18 protein-coding genes are annotated in these 16,391 nt (G+C 64.5%); 11 read left to right on the top strand and 7 right to left on the bottom strand.

The features are described 5' to 3' along the window. Positions 1-45: 45 nt before the first annotated feature. The 11 genes from GM676_RS15755 (at position 46) to GM676_RS15705 (ending at position 6,910) form a co-directional block, all read left to right on the top strand. Positions 46-819 carry an SDR family NAD(P)-dependent oxidoreductase gene (locus GM676_RS15755; RefSeq protein WP_155464657.1) on the top strand — a complete coding sequence of 258 codons (774 nt, stop codon included), beginning with the start codon at positions 46-48 and terminating at the stop codon, positions 817-819. 23 nt (positions 820-842) lie between these two features. Then, a complete protein-coding gene (locus GM676_RS15750) occupies positions 843-1,124 on the top strand; it encodes a hypothetical protein (protein WP_155464656.1) in 282 nt (93 codons plus the stop codon). Between the two features lie 23 nt (positions 1,125-1,147). Next, a complete protein-coding gene (locus GM676_RS15745; protein ID WP_155464655.1) occupies positions 1,148-1,492 on the top strand; it encodes a carboxymuconolactone decarboxylase family protein in 345 nt (114 codons plus the stop codon). A gap of 61 nt (positions 1,493-1,553) precedes the next feature. Continuing rightward, positions 1,554-2,222, top strand: a complete 669-nt coding sequence (locus GM676_RS15740) for a cupin domain-containing protein (protein ID WP_155464654.1) — start codon at positions 1,554-1,556, stop codon at positions 2,220-2,222. Between the two features lie 2 nt (positions 2,223-2,224). Beyond that, positions 2,225-3,328: a flavin monoamine oxidase family protein gene (locus tag GM676_RS15735; protein WP_155464653.1), complete on the top strand. Its 1,104-nt coding sequence runs from the start codon at positions 2,225-2,227 to the stop codon at positions 3,326-3,328. Beyond that, a complete protein-coding gene (locus GM676_RS15730) occupies positions 3,325-4,368 on the top strand; it encodes an alcohol dehydrogenase catalytic domain-containing protein (protein WP_155464652.1) in 1,044 nt (347 codons plus the stop codon). The genes GM676_RS15735 and GM676_RS15730 overlap by 4 nt, the downstream gene beginning before the upstream one ends. Positions 4,369-4,381: 13 nt before the next feature. After that, on the top strand, positions 4,382-5,560 hold the full coding sequence (locus tag GM676_RS15725; RefSeq protein WP_155464755.1) for an MFS transporter: 1,179 nt from the start codon (positions 4,382-4,384) through the stop codon (positions 5,558-5,560). 178 nt (positions 5,561-5,738) lie between these two features. Continuing rightward, positions 5,739-5,903 carry a helix-turn-helix domain-containing protein gene (locus GM676_RS15720; RefSeq protein ID WP_371866265.1) on the top strand — a complete coding sequence of 55 codons (165 nt, stop codon included), beginning with the start codon at positions 5,739-5,741 and terminating at the stop codon, positions 5,901-5,903. 2 nt (positions 5,904-5,905) lie between these two features. Beyond that, on the top strand, positions 5,906-6,448 hold the full coding sequence (locus GM676_RS15715; protein ID WP_155464650.1) for a HipA N-terminal domain-containing protein: 543 nt from the start codon (positions 5,906-5,908) through the stop codon (positions 6,446-6,448). Further along, complete coding sequence (locus GM676_RS32970) at positions 6,418-6,822, top strand: HipA domain-containing protein (protein ID WP_155464649.1); 405 nt, start codon at positions 6,418-6,420, stop codon at positions 6,820-6,822. Before GM676_RS15715 ends, GM676_RS32970 begins: the two co-directional genes overlap by 31 nt. Next, positions 6,755-6,910, top strand: a complete 156-nt coding sequence (locus GM676_RS15705; RefSeq protein ID WP_155464648.1) for a hypothetical protein — start codon at positions 6,755-6,757, stop codon at positions 6,908-6,910. Before GM676_RS32970 ends, GM676_RS15705 begins: the two co-directional genes overlap by 68 nt. Before the next feature lie 19 nt (positions 6,911-6,929). On the opposite strand, the gene GM676_RS15700 is transcribed toward GM676_RS15705, so the two are convergent. From GM676_RS15700 to GM676_RS15670, 7 genes are all read right to left on the bottom strand, one after another. Then, positions 6,930-8,198, bottom strand: a complete 1,269-nt coding sequence (locus tag GM676_RS15700) for an MFS transporter (RefSeq protein ID WP_155464647.1) — start codon at positions 8,196-8,198, stop codon at positions 6,930-6,932. Positions 8,199-8,241: 43 nt separating this feature from the next. Further along, the gene (locus GM676_RS15695; RefSeq protein WP_155464645.1) at positions 8,242-10,101 is read right to left on the bottom strand and encodes a putative bifunctional diguanylate cyclase/phosphodiesterase; all 1,860 of its coding nucleotides are present in this window, start codon (positions 10,099-10,101) and stop codon (positions 8,242-8,244) included. Beyond that, complete coding sequence (locus GM676_RS15690; protein WP_155464643.1) at positions 10,098-10,598, bottom strand: YfiR family protein; 501 nt, start codon at positions 10,596-10,598, stop codon at positions 10,098-10,100. Before GM676_RS15690 ends, GM676_RS15695 begins: the two co-directional genes overlap by 4 nt. Next, the gene (locus GM676_RS32605) at positions 10,588-12,588 is read right to left on the bottom strand and encodes a TonB-dependent receptor plug domain-containing protein (protein ID WP_371866257.1); all 2,001 of its coding nucleotides are present in this window, start codon (positions 12,586-12,588) and stop codon (positions 10,588-10,590) included. Before GM676_RS32605 ends, GM676_RS15690 begins: the two co-directional genes overlap by 11 nt. 109 nt (positions 12,589-12,697) lie before the next feature. Next, positions 12,698-13,378 carry a Fe2+-dependent dioxygenase gene (locus tag GM676_RS15680; protein ID WP_155464641.1) on the bottom strand — a complete coding sequence of 227 codons (681 nt, stop codon included), beginning with the start codon at positions 13,376-13,378 and terminating at the stop codon, positions 12,698-12,700. 73 nt (positions 13,379-13,451) lie between these two features. Next, positions 13,452-15,827, bottom strand: coding sequence for a catecholate siderophore receptor Fiu (locus tag GM676_RS15675; protein WP_155464639.1), 2,376 nt, complete (start codon positions 15,825-15,827; stop codon positions 13,452-13,454). Positions 15,828-15,938: 111 nt separating this feature from the next. Then, positions 15,939-16,391 (bottom strand): Hpt domain-containing protein (locus GM676_RS15670; protein ID WP_170304307.1); only part of this gene is annotated, 453 nt, incomplete at its 5' end.

Raw genomic sequence — 16,391 nt, 5'->3', positions numbered from 1 at the left:
TGAAGTTTTTATTTATATACTGGTTATGCGGTTAAAGGAAAAAAGATGAGCGAGCAATTCAAGGGCAAAAAGCTGTTGGTGGTTGGCGGTACTAGCGGCATGGGCTTTGAGTCGGCACGTACCGTCCTGAAAGAAGGCGGTAGCGCTGTGATCGTTGGCAACCGTCCAGAAAAAACGGAAGAAGCACGTAAAGAGCTGTCGGCACTAGGCCAGGTGTGGGCGTTGACCGCTGACCTGTCGAGCGCTGAAGGGCTGGCGCAGCTGCTCAAAGTCATCGATGAACAGCATGCGGACATCGACCTGCTGGTCAACGCAGCTGGTGTGTTCTTCCCGAAACCATTCCTGGAACATGCCGAAGCCGATTACGAGATGTACATGAAGCTGAACAAGGCCACCTTCTTCATCACGCAAAAAGTGGCGGCCAACCTGGTCGCGAAAGACAAGCCGGGCGCAATCGTGAATATCGGCTCCATGTGGGCAAAACAGGCGATTGCCGCTACGCCGTCGTCGGCCTACTCGATGGCCAAAGCCGGCCTGCATTCGCTGACGCAGCATCTGGCCATGGAACTGGCGCCGAAGCATATCCGTGTGAATGCGGTGTCGCCAGCGGTGGTGCAGACGCCGATCTACGAAGGCTTCATCCCCAAGGCGGAAGTGCATACTGCGTTGCAAGGCTTCAACAGCTTCCACCCGATTGGCCGCGTTGGCACGCCACAAGACGTCGCTGAAGTGGTGGCCTTCCTGCTGTCGGACAAAGCTAGCTGGGTCACCGGTGCGAACTGGGATGTTGATGGCGGCGTAATGGCCGGCCGTAACTGATTCGAACTGATAAAGGAGCGACCATGGTTTATCTGCAAATCACACTGAAGGTCAGCGAGGCTAATCGTGCAGCTGCGGCAAGCGTCTACCAGCAATACAAAGCGCCTTTCCTCAGCACCGTATCAGGGGCGAAATCGAAAGAACTGCTGGTGCGCACTGAGGACGTACAAGTGCTGCATGGTTTTGTAACCGAGGCGGACGCTGTCGCGTATCTCCAGAGCGAGTTATTCAATGCCGATGTCGTCACCGCGCTGAAACCACTTCTGGACGCTGCACCCGAAGTGCGGGTTTATCAGGTCGCTTAAATCAATAAAAGGAAGATGAAACCATGATGCAAGACTGGAATACTTATCGCGACTCCCTGATGAAGCGTGTTGGCGACTTCGCCAAGCAAACACCGGACGTGCTGCGGGGCCTGTCAGTGATCGACGGCGCTGCCGCCAAAACGGGTCATCTGGACGCGAAGATGCATGAACTGATCGCGCTGGCGGTAGCAGTAACGACCCGTTGCGATGGCTGTATCTCGGTACACACCAAGAAAGCCGCAGAGGCAGGTGCTACGCTGGGAGAAATCTCGGAAGCGCTGAGCGTCGCTGTCGCCCTGAATGCCGGTGCAGCGCTGGTGTACTCCTCGCGTGTGGTGGAAGCGTTCCAGCAACTGCCTGCCAAGTAAATTTGTTTGACCACGCAGGCGGCCAACCGGCCGCCTGCGTTCGTTTCTCCCGGATATCCCCATGCTGATCAATGCAGATTTTTCTCGCCGTGCTTCGATGAAGACCGGTCAATACCGATGGATTGCGTCGCCACAGGCTGGTGTCGAGCGTGTGATGCTCGACCGTATCGGCGGTGAGAAGGCTCGCGCGACCAGCATTGTTCGCTATGCCCCATCATCTAAATTCCCTTGTCACCAGCACCCCGGCGGCGAGGAAATTCTGGTGCTATCCGGGACGTTCTCCGAGGGCGCGGTGGATTATCCAACGGGATGGTACCTGCGTAATCCGCCTGGCTCCAGTCATGAACCGCACAGTGCAGAAGGCGCCATTATCTTCGTCAAACTCGGGCAGATGCGGTATCAGAATCAACCGCGCATCCGTATTAACAGCAACGATCCAACACTCTGGGACCGTATCGGCGGTCATCAGCGGTGTACGCTGTTTGACGACGGAGCGGAATTAGTACGCCTCATACGTTTGGAGGCCGGCGAGCGTTTACTAGAGCCGGCCTGCGACGGCGCCGAGATTCTTGTGCTAGCTGGTGACGTCAGCGAAGACGCAGAAACTTACCAAGTCGGGGGCTGGATTCGGATTCCGCCTGACAACCAATATCACATCACCGCTGGCAAGCAAGGCGCGACCGTTTATATGAAAACCGGCCACCTTGACGGCTTGGCTGGAGGGAATTAATTATGCAAGAGGTGGAGTACGCTATCGCTGGCGGCGGCCTTGCCGGACTGTATGCGGCTTGGCTGCTGGAGCGCAGGGGCATACAAAATTATGTCGTGTTGGAAGCGCGCGCCAGGCTTGGTGGGCGCATCCAATCGTTCGCGACGCCGGACGGCAACGCCGGCTTTGACTTGGGGCCGGCATGGTACTGGCCCGAGTATCAGCCGCAACTGGCCCAACTGGTGAGCGAACTGGGGTTGGCCAGTTTTGCCCAGCATGAGCAAGGTGAAATGATGTATGAGCGGTTCCCTGGCGAGGCGCCGATGCGGACGGCAGGCTACGCCAGTTCACCGCAGTCCATGCGGCTTCAGGGAGGGATGAGCGCGATAACCGAGGCATTACGTGCCAATCTCAATCCAGCCTGCATCCGCACCGGCGTAAAAGTTCGCCGGGCCAGTAAGCACGCTGATTTCATTGAGATTGCCTGTCAGGATACCGACGGTAGCACCAGCAGTTGGCGCGCACGTCATCTTCTATTGGCAATCCCCCCAAGATTGGTGCAAGAGGGCATCGAATTCGTTCCGGCATTGCCAGCTGCAGTGGCGCGCACTTGGCGTGACACCGCCACATGGATGGCGCCGCATGCCAAATATCTTGCCGTCTACGACAAACCGTTCTGGCGCGAACAGGGACTATCGGGCGAGGCGCGTAGTGCAGTTGGCGTGCTGGGCGAAATTCATGATGCATCGATGCCAGGTGGCGCGGCGGCGCTGTTTGGATTCTTCCGCATCCCTGTTCAGGCACGTGTACGTGCAGGCAACGACGTGCTGCGCGACCACTGCCGCGCTCAGCTCGCCCGACTGTTTGGGCAACAAGGGGCAGCGCCGAGAGCCGATGTTATTCAGGATTGGGCGCTAGATTCGCTGACTGCCACGTCCCGCGACCAGATTGCGGAGGCACAGCATCCTATGACACCGCCGGCAGTGATCGTCGAGGGTGACTGGCTCGGCTGCCTGCGCGGTATCGCCAGTGAGTGGTCGCCACAGTTCCCAGGCTACTTGGCAGGTGCGGTGGAAGCAGCCGACCGCGCGATCGAGACGCTGAATTTTTCGGAGCGGGGCAAATGACGGCGCGCTATCGGGCGATGCAGGTGAGCTCACCAGGCAAGCTGGAATTGGTTGAGCGCCCGCTGCCACAACCCGGCAGAGGTGAAGTGCTGATACGTGTTGAAGCGTGCGGCATCTGTGGTGCGGACGCAGCGGACATAGAATCGTATGATCCCACGATACAGCCGCCACGGGTTCCAGGGCATGAAATTGTCGGCAGAATCGCGGCTCTGGGCGCGGACGTTCCGCCAATCTGGTCGCTTGGGCAGCGGGTCGGGGTTGGCCGGTTGGGCGGCCATTGTGGTTACTGCGAACAATGTCGCGATGGCGCATTTAATCTATGCCGCAACCAGCTATTCGTCGGCGCTTCCTGCGACGGCGGTTATGCGGAAGCCATGTTGGCCCGCGCCACTGGTTTGGTGTCGATACCAGACGACCTGGCACCACACGAAGCGGCGCCTATACTGTGCGCCGGTCTCGCCACGTTCAACGCCTTGAAGAAATGCGGTGCCGAGCCGGGGGACATCGTGGCGATCTTCGGCATTGGTGGGCTTGGCCACATGGCGCTGCAATATGCGCGCAATATGGGATATCAAGTCGTCGCTCTTGGCCGCGGCCAGGACATTGTGCAAGACGTAATCGCACTTGGTGCCCACCAATATGTCGATATTCAACGCGGGGATGCGGCCGACGCACTCAAGGGCTTGGGTGGTGCTGCCGCCATCATTGCCACTGCTGCCAGCCCAGCGGTCTTATCGACGTTGATCGGAGGGTTAGCGCCGCAGGGAACACTTGTAGTGCTCGGGGCGGGTAAAGATCCGCTCACGCTGTCGACTGGCTTCCTGGTCGGTGGCGAACGGACAGTGACGGGCTCGATCACTGGCACACCTAAAGAAAATGAAAGAACGCTGCGGTTCAGCCTCCTCACACATGTGCGGCCGTGGATTGAAACATTGCCGCTGGAACGAGCGACAGAAGCCTATCAACGTATGCGTTCAGGCGACGTCAAATTCCGCATGGTGCTGACCATGCCGCCACCCAAGGAAATTCCCATTGATTGATACAAATCCCCCCATGCTTTCCGCAACTACACAGCGCGGCAACATCATGCGTCTAACCACGGCGCAGGCGCTGGCGGGCGCCAACTCCGTGGTGGCGTATGCCACCGGTGCGATCATCGGCAATCAACTCGCCCCCGATAAATCATTGGCTACCTTGCCGATCTCTGTTTTCGTGGTCGGCATGGCGCTGTGTATTCTCCCGGCCGGCATGTTGGCACGACGGTATGGGCGGCGCGCGGCGTTTCTTGCCGGATCCATTTGTGGTGTCTTGGTCGGTTTGCTGGCGGCCCTGGCCGTGGTGATCAGCTCATTCTGGCTGTTTTGTCTGGGGATGCTGTTCGGCGGCGGTTACGCTGCGGTAGTGCTGTCATTCCGCTTCGCGGCTGCGGATGGTGTCGATGCCAGCAGGCGGCCACGCGCATTGTCGTTCGTCATGGGCGGCGGTGTTGCGGCCGGCGTCATCGGTCCTCAACTGGTCACCGCCACACTGCACGTATGGCCTGCGCACCAGTTTGCAGCCACCTTCTTGGCACAGGCTACTGTAGCGGTGCTGGCCGGTCTGATACTACAAGGCGTGCGGCTACCTCATGTTTCCAGCTCTGAACGAGTCCTCGGTCGTCCACTTCGGGTTATCGCCAAGCAGCCGTTGTTTGCCACCGCCGTCGTGTGCGGAGCGGTCACCTATATGTTGATGAACTTCCTGATGACGGCTGCGCCTTTGGCAATGCAGATGTGCGGACATTCGCAGGAGGAGGCTAATCTTGGCGTGCAATGGCATGTGATCGCGATGTACGCGCCGAGCTTCTTCACTGGCAGGTTGATTAGCCGTTTTGGCGCCGTCCCGGTTATATCAAGTGGCTTGCTAATGACCGCCCTATCTGCCGTTGTGGGCCTGGCGGGCATCGATGTTGGGCATTTCTGGCTGAGTCTCATCATGCTGGGAATCGGGTGGAATTTCGGCTTCGTTGGCGCATCGGCATTGGTTCTTGAGTGCCATCGGCCGGAGGAAAAAACCAGTGTGCAGACGCTCAATGATTTTTTGGTTTTCAGCACGATGGCGGTTGGCTCCTTTGCATCTGGCGGCCTACTTTCAGTGTATGGCTGGGATACGGTTCTTCTGGTATCGTTTGCGCCGCTGGCCGTAGCTTTGATTGCCTTACTGCTTAGTGTCGCGATTAAGAGAACTTGCTGAGCCAGCGCGCACATAATGCTTGTTGACACGGCCCCCTAGTTAGCTAGCTGTCGTTGCCCCGACCAACTTTATTATTGGCGCAGCGAGTCCCTGCCAGATCAGGAACGCACCGACCAACTTTCAGGGTATGGAGAGGTACTTCTGAATCAAAGACTTACGGCCTTTGATCCCGACCCAGGTGCGCAAGCAGCAGAACATGACGCAGGAAGATGTCATGGGCCTCGCCGGCTTCGGCAACCGGTTTATCATCGATCTGGAACGGGGCAAGGAAACCGTGCAGATGCAAAAGGTCATCGAAGTGCTCCAATTACTGGGCCTGGAGTTACAGGTCAGGAAAATTTGACCATGGATGGCCTGCCTGCCGCGCTTTCCGTGTTTGGCCCCGATGGACAGATCGGCACGCTTTATCCCAGCGATCCCTTGGGCTTTGACTATTGCGAAGCCTGGCTTAACAGTCCCAACGCGCTCCCGCTGCACCCTGCCATTCCGCTGGCGGCGGGGCGCGTGGACTCCGCGTTCGTCGCCGCCTTCTTCGAAAACCTGCTCCCCGAGGGCGACCAGCGCAAGCTGATCAGCATGCGCGAACAGGTCTCGACGGTGTACGGCCTGCTGTCGAAAGTGGGCGGCGAAAGCGCGGGGTCGATGGTCCTGCTGCCAGAAGGCGAAACACCGCAGCCGCCCATTTATCAGCAACTGACGTGGCAGCAAGTGAATGTGTTGGCCCATAGCGGAGTCAACGCGGCGGAGCGCGCGGCGATCGAACGCGCGGCGGAAGGCATGCCCGCACCGCGCATGTCAATCTCGGGCGCGCAGCACAAGCTGCTGCTGTGGACGACAACGGCGCGCCATCCCGTCCCATGGGCAGTTCGCCATCGACCCACATTCTGAAGCCGGATATCGTCCGCACGGATATCAACGTGTTCGCCTCCGCAGTGAACGAAACCATCATGATGCTGGCCGCGCACCGATGCGGTTTGCCTGTCGCCAGAGCGTCCTACCAGCCCGAGACGCAGGCCTGCCTGGTGCAACGCTACGACAGGGTGAGGCAGGCTGACGGCCGCTTGCTGCGCATCTGGCAGGCCGATTTTTGCCAGCTGCTCGGCAAGAAATCGGACGTGAAATACGAGCAGGACGGTGGCCCCGGCCCGGGAGCTCGGCATCGGCCATCGCTATCTGCGCAAGACCGGAACGGACATGGCGGAGCAGGTTCTGGCCGCCGTGCCTGCGGCCGCGGCGGAAGTGCTGCCGTCGCTGGACCATAACCACCGCGTGCTGTGTGAGCGCATCGTCACCAAAGCGGCCTCGATTACACGCAAGATGCGCGACCGGCTCACCGGGCCGGTACAGTAAGCGGCCGGCGCCTGTGTGATTATTCCGGAATCGGCTGCTTCACCAGAAGCTGGTACGCCATGGCGCCGGCGAAGGCGATGGCGGCGCCGGTCAGCAGGGCCGGCACGAAGGACCAGCTCTGGGCGATGTAGCCGGTCAGCACCGGCGCCAGCGCGCCGCCGAGGAAGCCGCCGAAGTTCTGGATCGCGCCCAGCGAGGCGATGCGGCTGGGCGGCGCCGCCACCGTCGCCAGCGACCAGGCGCAGGCCGACGAGGCGTTGGCCAGGAAGATCACCATCGAGATGCAGGCCACGGCCACCACATTGCTTTCCACCAGCGCCGCCGGGATGGTGAACGCCACCATGCCCAGCATGGTCGCCACCACCGCGTTGCGACGGCCGGTGATCGGCGAAGTCGCGGCCTTGACCACGCGGTCCGACGCCCAGCCCGCCACCAGCGCGCCGGCGAAGCCGCACAGGAACGGAATGGCGGCGGCGATGCCGGCGTAGGCCAGGTCCATATGGCGCTCGGCGCGCAGGTAGCCCGGCAGCCAGGTCAGATAAACCCAATTCAGATACACCGAGCCGAAGAAGCCCAGCATCATGCCCCACGTCGCGCGATGGCGGAACAGCGCGCGCCAGGCGGCAAAGCTGGTTGGCGGCGCGGCCGCGCCGCCGTCGGCCACTTCAAGATAGGCGCGCTCGTCGGCGCTCATGTCGGCCCGCACCGGATCGCGGTACAGGCTTAGCCACACCACCGCCATCACCAGTCCCAGCGCGCCGGTGACGAAGAAGGCCCAGTGCCAGCTGGTGGCCAGGATCAGCGGCGGCAGGCACAGCGGCGCCAGCGCCATGCCCAGCGGCGACGCGGAATTGAAGATGCCGGTCGGCGTGCCGCGCGCACGCGGCGGGAACCAGTTGCTGACCGCGCGCGCCGCCGAGGGGAAGTGCGGCGCCTCGCCGATGCCGAGCGCGATGCGCGCCAGCACGAAATAGCCGAAGCTGGCCGCCAGTCCGCCGGCCGCCTGTGCCAGCGACCACACCACCAGCCCGATGCCCAGCAGCCAGCGCGGTCCGATCTTGTCGACCAGCGCCCCCACCGGCAGCTGGCACAGCGCATAACTCCACGAGAACGCCGACAGCAGCAAGCCCATCTGCCCGAGCGACAGGCCGAGGTCGGCGCGGATGAATTCATTGGCCACCGCCAGCGTGGCGCGGTCGAGGTAGTTGATCACGCCGCCCACCACCAGCAGCGCCAGCGTCAGGGTTTGGCGGCCGCGAATGCGGGCCGGAACTTGAGTCGTTGTCATGGCGGCGAGTATAAACAACTCCGCCTTGCCGCTGGGAATTTGCTTAGCCCACCGGGCTCAGGTAGCGCGCGGCAAAATCCTGCGGCGGCATCGGTTTGCCCAGCAGGAAGCCCTGCACCATTTCACAGCCGGCCGCGCGCAGCCAGTCCAGCTGGCGCTGGTCTTCCACCCCTTCGGCCACCACCGACAGGCCGAAGCCGTGCGCCAGCGCCAGGATGGCGTGGATCACGGTTTCGCCGCGCTGCGGCAGCAGTTGCACGAAGCTGCGGTCGACCTTGAGCTGGTTGATCGGGAAGTTTTGCAGGTAGGCCAGCGAGGAATAGCCGGTGCCGAAGTCGTCAATCGACAGCCGCACGCCCAGCGCCCGCGCCGCCTGCATGAAGGCCACCGCGCCGGCGACGTCCTCCATCAGCACGCTTTCGGTCAGCTCCAGCTCCAGCCGCTCCGGCGCCAGCCCGCTCAGCGCCAGGGCACGCATCACGTCGTCGATGAAGCCCGGCTCGCGCAGCTGGCGCGCCGACATGTTGACCGCCACCGTCAGCGCCGGCGCGCCGGCCCGGTCCCACGCCATCACGTCCTGGCAGGCGCGGTGCAGCACCCAGCCGCCCAGTTGCACGATCAGGCCGCTGTCCTCGGCGATCGGGATGAATTCGGCCGGCGAGATCAGCCCGTGCTCGGGATGGCGCCAGCGCAGCAGCGCCTCCACCCCCACCAGCGCGCCGCTGGCGCAATCGAACTGCGGCTGGTAGTGCAAGGCCAGCTGCTGCTCGGCGATGGCCTGGCGCAGCTCGCGCTCCAGCGCGACCCGGCGCTGGGTGGCGGCGGTCATGGCCGGCACGAACTCGGCCAGGCGGTTGCGGCCGCCGTGCTTGGCGTGGTACAGGGCGGTGTCGGCGCTGCTCACCAGTTCGCTCATGGTGAGGGCGTCGTCCGGATACAGGCACAGGCCGACGCTGGCGGTGGCAAAGAATTCACCGGATTCCAGCTGGAACGGCCGTTGCAGCGTCTGCGTGACCTTGGCCGCCACCGCCAGCGCCATGGCGCGGTCGGCCACCGGCCACACGATGATGGCGAACTCGTCGCCGCCGATGCGGCCCACCAGGTCGCCCGGCCGCACCGCGCCCACCAGCGCGGTCGCCACTTGCTGGAGCAATTCGTCGCCGGCCGTGTGGCCGGCGGTATCGTTGACCAGCTTGAAGTTGTCGAGGTCGACCAGCAGCAGCGCCAGTTGCTGGCCGCCGGCGCGCGCCTGCTCCAGGTCGACCGCCAGCCGGGCGTAGGTGGAATGGCGGTTGGGCAGCCGGGTGACGTGATCGGTGTGGGCCATGTAGTCGAGCTTGCGCTCGGCGGCGGCCATGCGCGCGCGCGTCTTGCGGCTGAGGATGGTCACCACCAGCATGGCCAGCAGCGACGCCACGGTCAGCAGCCCGAGGTAGCGCAGCATGGCGGCGCGCAGCTTGCCGGTGCTGGTCAGCAGCACGGTCTGGCCCAGCACGACGCCGCGATGACGTACGGTCTCGGTCACCATCACCGCGCCGTCCGGCTGGTGGTTGGCGCCGGGCGGCTGCGGCGGCAGGTGATGGCCCGGGTAGGAAAACTCGGCAAACAGCTTGCCTTCCTGGTCGTAGATGCCCACCGCCTCCAGGCCGGGCGCGTAGCGGAAGGCGCGCAGCACGTCGCGGGCGGCGTCGCGGTCGCCAAACATCAGCGGCGCCGTCACGCTGTCGGCCACGATGGCGGCCTGCACGCGCGCGCCTTCGGTCAGCGAGTGGCGCATGTCCAGCAACTGGTAGGCGATCAGCACCACGCCGGCGATCACCAGCGCGGCCACGGCGGCGATGGTCTGGCTGGTGCCCAGCGCGCTGGCGATGGGCAGGGGGCTGGGATCGGTGCTGCGTTTCATCGGACATTCCTTGCCAGCCGCAGCAAGCGCGAGCTGAAATGCAGGCCGGCGCGCGCCGCCTCTGCCGTATCGATATCAAAGCGCAGGTGCTGGTCTTCCTCCACCAGGGCCACCGCGCCGGCGTAGCCGCTTTTGGGTTCGTCGACGATGGCCAGGGTGCCGCTGCCCAGCTCGGCGGGACGGGGACCGCCGCCGCGCAGCACGGTCACGTCGCACTGCGCGCCGGGGCCGGCGTCCAGCACCGCCAGCCGGCGCTCGCCGACCGGCTTGCCCTGCAACTTGCGCAAGCTTTGCCCCAGCGCGTGGCCGCCGCTGACGCACACGTTCAGCGGCCGGGTGGCGGCCGGCCACACCGTGAACTGCGCGATGTTGTAGACGTAGGCGGCCTTGAGCGCGGCGTCGTCGGACTGCGCGCCGGCCGGGCGCGCCAGCGTCAGCAGGGCCAGCGCCGCGCCGCGGCACAGCCACCGCGCGCGGGAGGGGCGATCAGAACGCATAGCCGATCTTGGCGACCACGCTGCGCCCCTCGCGCGCGATCGCCTCCTGCACAAAGGCCGGCCCGGCCGGATCGGCGTAGCGGTGGTTGCCGCCGTTGTAGACGCTGATCGACCAGTCCAGCCCGGCGTTGCGGCGCTGCGCCGGCACCAGTGTCAGGTTCCAGCCGCAATAGCCGGCGACCACCGCGTTCTCGGTCAGCCGGCGCGACACGCACTGGCCCTCCATGCCCAGCCGCAGCGCCTCGCCCGGCAGCGGCCAGGTGGCGTTGAGCTTGGCCAGGTGGCGCGGCGAGTTGACCAGCCACGCGCGCTTGCCGTCGCGCGCCTGTTGCCAGGCGTAGTTGGCGCGCAGCCGGGTGCCGCCGGCAAACAGGCGTTCGGCCGCCAGTTCGATGCCATTGGCGGCGGCGCGCTCGGTGTTGTCGAACATCAGCAAGCCGTCGGGCCGCAGGATTTGCGTGATCAGGCCGGACATGCGGTAATGGTAGGCCGACAGCGACAGCTTGGTGTAGGCATCGGGCTGGCGCTCCCACACCAGCTCGTGGGTGGAGATTTCCTCGGCGCGCAGGCGCGGGTTGGCGGCCAGGCCGCCCTCGCCCACGCCCACCGCGTAATAGGATTCGTAGGCGTTCGGCGAGCGGTAGGCAGTGCCGTAGATCAGCTTGAAGGTATCGATGGCGCCGCCCTGCCACACCAGCGCGGTGCGCGGGCTGAAGTGGGTGCCGCTGACGCCGTCGCGGTCAAAGCGCAGGCCGGCGTTCAGCAGCAGCGTGGGCGCCAGCCGCAGCTCGTCCTCCAGGTAAGCGCCGAGGCGGTTGTCGGCGCGGTGATCGTCCAGCTGTTCCTCGCGCGGGTCCAGATCGAAGTTGAACTGGTCGCGGCGGGCATTGCGTTGCGCATCCAGCCCGACCGCCAGCTTGTGGCCGCCGATGCCGGTCAGGGTGGCGTTCAGGTTGAGCGCGTACCACATGGCGTGGTCGCCATCGACATTCTGGCGCGGCCGGCCTTGCGGGTCCGGGTACCAGCCGACGCCGGTGTAATCGGCGCGGCCCCATTCCGCCCGGCTCGACAGCGCGACCTGCTCGCTGGCCATGGCGCTGTAGGACAGGCTGGCGAAGCTCTGGGTGTCGCGCGTGTAGTTGGGGGCGTTGAAGACGGCGCCAAACGACGCGGTCGGCACCCCTTTCACGCGGTTGACGTAGCCGCTGCTGAAGCCCCAGCCGCCGTGGCTGGCCTTGAGGAACACGCCCTGCGCGCGCTGGTAGTCCAGCCCTTCGGCCAGGCCGTGGTTTTGCTCGGGGGTGTCGAATTCGGCGGCGTACAGATTGTCGCCGCGGCGCTTGCTGGCGTAGGCCGAGAACAGCACATCGGTGCCGTCCTGCGCGTGGTAGCCATAGCTGGCGTGGCCGCGCCGCTCGCCCTTGCCGCCGACCGACAGCCCGGCCTGCGGCCCGCTCATGGCGCTGCCGGCCTTGGTGATCACATTGATCACGCCGAACAGCGCGTTGGAGCCATACACCGCCGCGCCGGGACCGGGCACGTACTCGATGCGCTCCACCAGATCCATGTCCACCAGGCTGTCGCTGCCGATGGAGGCCTGGTCGTACACGCTGTCGTTGACGCGCACGCCGTCGATCAGGAGCAGGAAGCGGCTGTCGTAGTCGCCCGGCCGCAGGAAGCCGCGCGCGCCCAGATAGTCGTAGTTGCGGTCGCTCGACACGTACAGGCCCGGCAGGGTGGCCAGGGCGTCGCCCAAGGTGCGCCAGCCATGCTCGCGCACGTCCTGCGAGGTCAGCACCGCCACCGCCGACGGCGCGTCGCTGGCGCGCTGGGCGAAGCGCGAGGCCGAGGTCACCATGGTGACTTCCATCAGGCGTTCCAGCGGCATGGCGCTGAGCTCGTCCTGTTCCGGACTGGTGGCCGCCTGCGCCTGGCAGGACTGGAAAAAGAGCAAAAGCAGGAAGCTGCGGAGGCGGTCGGCTGGGTTCACAATCTGGCTGAAGAAACATTGGCTTAGGGAAAGCATGTTACCCCCAGCCGGATGTTAAAACGCCGTTCTATAACATTTTAGAAACTTACTTGTGCGCCGTTGCAACAACTCACACTTCGCTCCACTGGCGCAGCAGGTTGTGGTAAAGGCCGGTGAGGCCGACCATTTCCGGGCTGTCGCCGACCTTGGCGCGCAGGCTCTGGATGTTCTGGTCGAGTTCCAGCAGCATGCCGCGGCGCAGGTCGTCGCGCACCATGCTCTGGGTCCAGAAGAAGGAACAGATGCGGGCGCCGCGCGTCACCGGCTGCACCCGGTGGATGCTGGTCGAGGGGTACAGGATCAGGTCGCCGGCCGGCAGCTTGACCTCGTGCTCGCCGTACTGGTCGGTGACGATCAGCTCGCCGCCGTCGTACTCGTCCGGATCGCTCAGGAACAGGGTCGACGACACGTCGGTGCGCACCCACTGGCCGCTGCCCGGAATGCGGCGCATCGAGCCATCCACGTGCGCGCCGTAGTGCTCGCCGCCGGCGTAGCAATTAAACAGCGGCGGGATGGTGCGCAGCGGCAGCGCGGCGGCAAAGAACAGCGGGTGGTCGGCCAGCGCCTGCAAGATCACCTGCCCCAGCTCCAGCCCCAGCGGCGAAGTATCCGGCAGCTGGCGGTTCTGCTTGACCTTGGCGCCCTGGGGGCCCACCGTCGCGCGCCCGTCCACCCATTGCGATTGGTCCAGCCGGCGGCGCATGTCGGCCACCTGTTCGGGCGTCAGTACGCCGGGAATATGCAGCATCATGATGAAACTCTCCTGAAAACGAAAAGCCCCGCCGGTCAGGGCGGGGCCAGCGTACCGGAACCGTAACCGGTGCTTAGAACTTGAAGTTGGCCGTCAGACTGCCCGAACGCGGTGCGCCAGGCGTGTAACGATAACCCGACTTGTTGATCGCTTGCACGTATTCTTTGTCGGCCAGGTTGTACACGTTCAGGCGCAGGTCGATGTGCTTGTTGATCGGGTACGAGGCCATGGCGTCGAACACCCAGTACGAGTTGGCGTAGGCCGGGGTGCCGACGGCGCCGTCGGTGCCGCGTGCCAGCTTGTCGCTGAAGCGCGCGCCGCCGCCGATTTGCAGGCCGAACGGCAGGGTGTACGAGGTCCACAGGGTGAACGATTGCTTGGGCGTGTAGGTCAGCTGGTTGTCGCCACCGGCGGTGACGATCTTGCCCGACTCGACGCTGGTGTTCTGGTGCACATAGCCCGCGCTCACCAGCCACTTGGCCATCAGTTCGCCGGTCACGCCCAGCTCGATACCCTGCACGCGCTTCTTGCCGGTCTGGTAGTACAGCGCGTCCACCGGGTCCTGCTCCACCTCATTCTTCACCTCGGTGCGGAAGGCGGTGGCCGACAGCGACAGTTTCTGGCCCAGCAGGTCCCACTTGGTGCCCAGCTCGTAGTTGGTGGTTTCCTGTGGGTCGAACTTCGGATTGGCGGCGCTGCTGGCCGAGGTGCTCAGGGCGAAGTTGGTGCCGCCCGGCGGCGCTTTCGACGAGGCCACCAGCGCGTACACGCTGCTGTCCTTGGTCGGCTTGTACAGGGCCGACAGCTTGCCGTTGACCAGGTTGTCCGACGCTTCGATCGAGCTGCCCACCAGCGTGCCGACCGGGATCACTTGCGGCGTGGTGGCGGCCTGCACGGTGATGGCGTTGTAGGTGGTGTTGTAGTGGTCGATGCGCACGCCGCCGTTGAAGATCCACTGGTCGCCGAACTTGATAGTGTCGAACACGTACACGCTCTGGGTGTTGGTGGTGCCGTCGCTGCGGCCGCCGCTGCGCTTCAGGTTGACCTGGGCGGAGCTGATCGGCGTGTTCGGGTTCGGGTGGTAGATGCTGGTCGCCGGCAGGCCGGCGGTGGCGGCTGGCGCCGTGTTTACGTACGAGTAGTTGGTCTGCTTCTCGTTGGTCAGCTCGACGCCGCCCACCACGGTGTGCCTGAGCGCGCCGGTGCTGAAGTCGGCGGTCAGGGTGGTCTGGTTGGTCAGGATTTCGTTCAGCTGATCCTTGGTGGTCAGGTTGGTGCGCGCCAGGGTCCAGTTGTCGGCGCCGGTGCTGGCGGTGTTGGCGTTCAGGTTGGCGTTGGTGGCCATGAACGAGGTCAGCAGGTAGTCCTGCTTGGTCTTGCCGTAGCGGGTGGTGTTGACCAGCTTGGCGCCGCCGGCGAAGTCGTGCTCGACTTTCACGGTGGCCATGTCGGCCTTCACGTTGTCGTGGTCCAGCACCGAGCCGTAGAAGTTGTGCGGATCGACCGGCGCGGCGTTGGCCATGAAGGCGAAGCTCTTGGCCGGCTTGGCCGGGCTGGTGGCGGTGGCCGGCACGGCGGCGATGTCGGGCGGCGGGGTCCAGCCCGGCAGGCCGATGGTCAACACGCCGCCGTCGGGAATATTGTCCTGCTTGACGTGGAAGTAGTTCAGGTAGACGCGGGTGGCCGAATTCAGGCCGAACGCCAGCGATGGCGCCACGCCCCAGCGCTTGTTCTTGACGAAGTCGCGGCCCGGGTTTTCGCTGTCCTGGTCCAGCAGGTTGAGGCGGAAGGCGGTGCCGCTGTCGGCATCGATCACGGTGTTGATGTCGGCGGTGGCGCGGCGCTGCTTGCCGCTGCCGAAGGTGGCCGAGCCGCTGTAGGCGTTTTCCAGCAGCGGCTGCTTGCTGACCAGGTTGATCGAGCCGGTCGGCGAGGAGCGGCCGTTGTCGGTGCCGGCCGGGCCCTTCAGCACGTCGATCTGTTCAATGTTGAAGGTGTCGCGCGAGATCGAGCCGACGTCGCGCACGCCGTCCACGTAGATGCTGGACGAGGCGTCGAAGCCGCGCATGTAGATGGCGTCGCCGGTGTTGGTGGAGCCGTTCTCGCCCAGGAAGAAGGCGCCCACGCCCGGGGTGTTGCGCAGCGCCTCGGTCAGGGTGGTGGCGCCTTGCTGCTCGATCAGTTCCTTCTTGATGACGGTCAGGGTCTGGGCGGTGTCGACCAGTTTTTCGGTGTACTTGGCGGAAGAGGCGCGTTCGGCTTTGAAGTCGTTCTCGCGGCTGCCGTTGACTTGCACTTCCTGCAAGGTTTGCGGCTTGTCGGCGGCGTCCGGCGCGGCAGGGGCGTCAGCGGCGTGGGCGGCGACCGGCAGCAGCATGGCGGCCAGCGCCGCGCTCATGTGTTGATTGAAGCGCGTCTGCGCATGTTTGCGACTCTTGATCATTGCCATTTGCTTCTTTCCGTTCGTAAATGTGAGTAAAAGAATGGGAAAGATTGTAACAACAAAATGGCAAAACGTAAATGCGAATTATTATCAATATGATTTAAAGAGGCGATCGGCTCAGGATTGTTCGCGTTCGAGCCAGGCGCGGGCGTGGGTGAGGGTTTGTTCCAGTTCGGCGCGCACCTCGCGGTAGCGCTCGTCCAGCTCTTCCTCGCGCTGGCCGTTGATGGCGTCCTCGGCCGCGATGGTGGCCTGGATCAGGCGCTTGGCGCCCAGCACCCCCACCGCGCCGCGCAGGCTGTGGAAGGCGCGCGCGGCGTCGCGCAGCCGGCCCTCCTGCAGGGCGGCGGCGGCCTGGTCCAGCGGCTCCATGCCGCCCTCGATGGCGCCGCGCACCATCTTGAACATGGCGGCGCGGCCCTTGGCGTCCCGGCCCATCACCCGCATCAGGCCGTCCATATTGAAGATGGCGGCTTCGCCGGTGGGCATGGGCGAGGTGACCAGCCTGGGCGGCGGGCCGGGCGGCCGGGCGCTGGCCGATGGCGGCGCCGACAGCGGCACGGCGGCCGG

Origin of the sequence: Duganella radicis, assembly GCF_009720825.1 — a bacterium.
Lineage (GTDB): Bacteria > Pseudomonadota > Gammaproteobacteria > Burkholderiales > Burkholderiaceae_D > Rugamonas > Rugamonas radicis.
The sequence above is the reverse complement of the archived record's forward strand: the minus strand, read 5'-3'. Positions and strand labels throughout refer to the sequence as shown.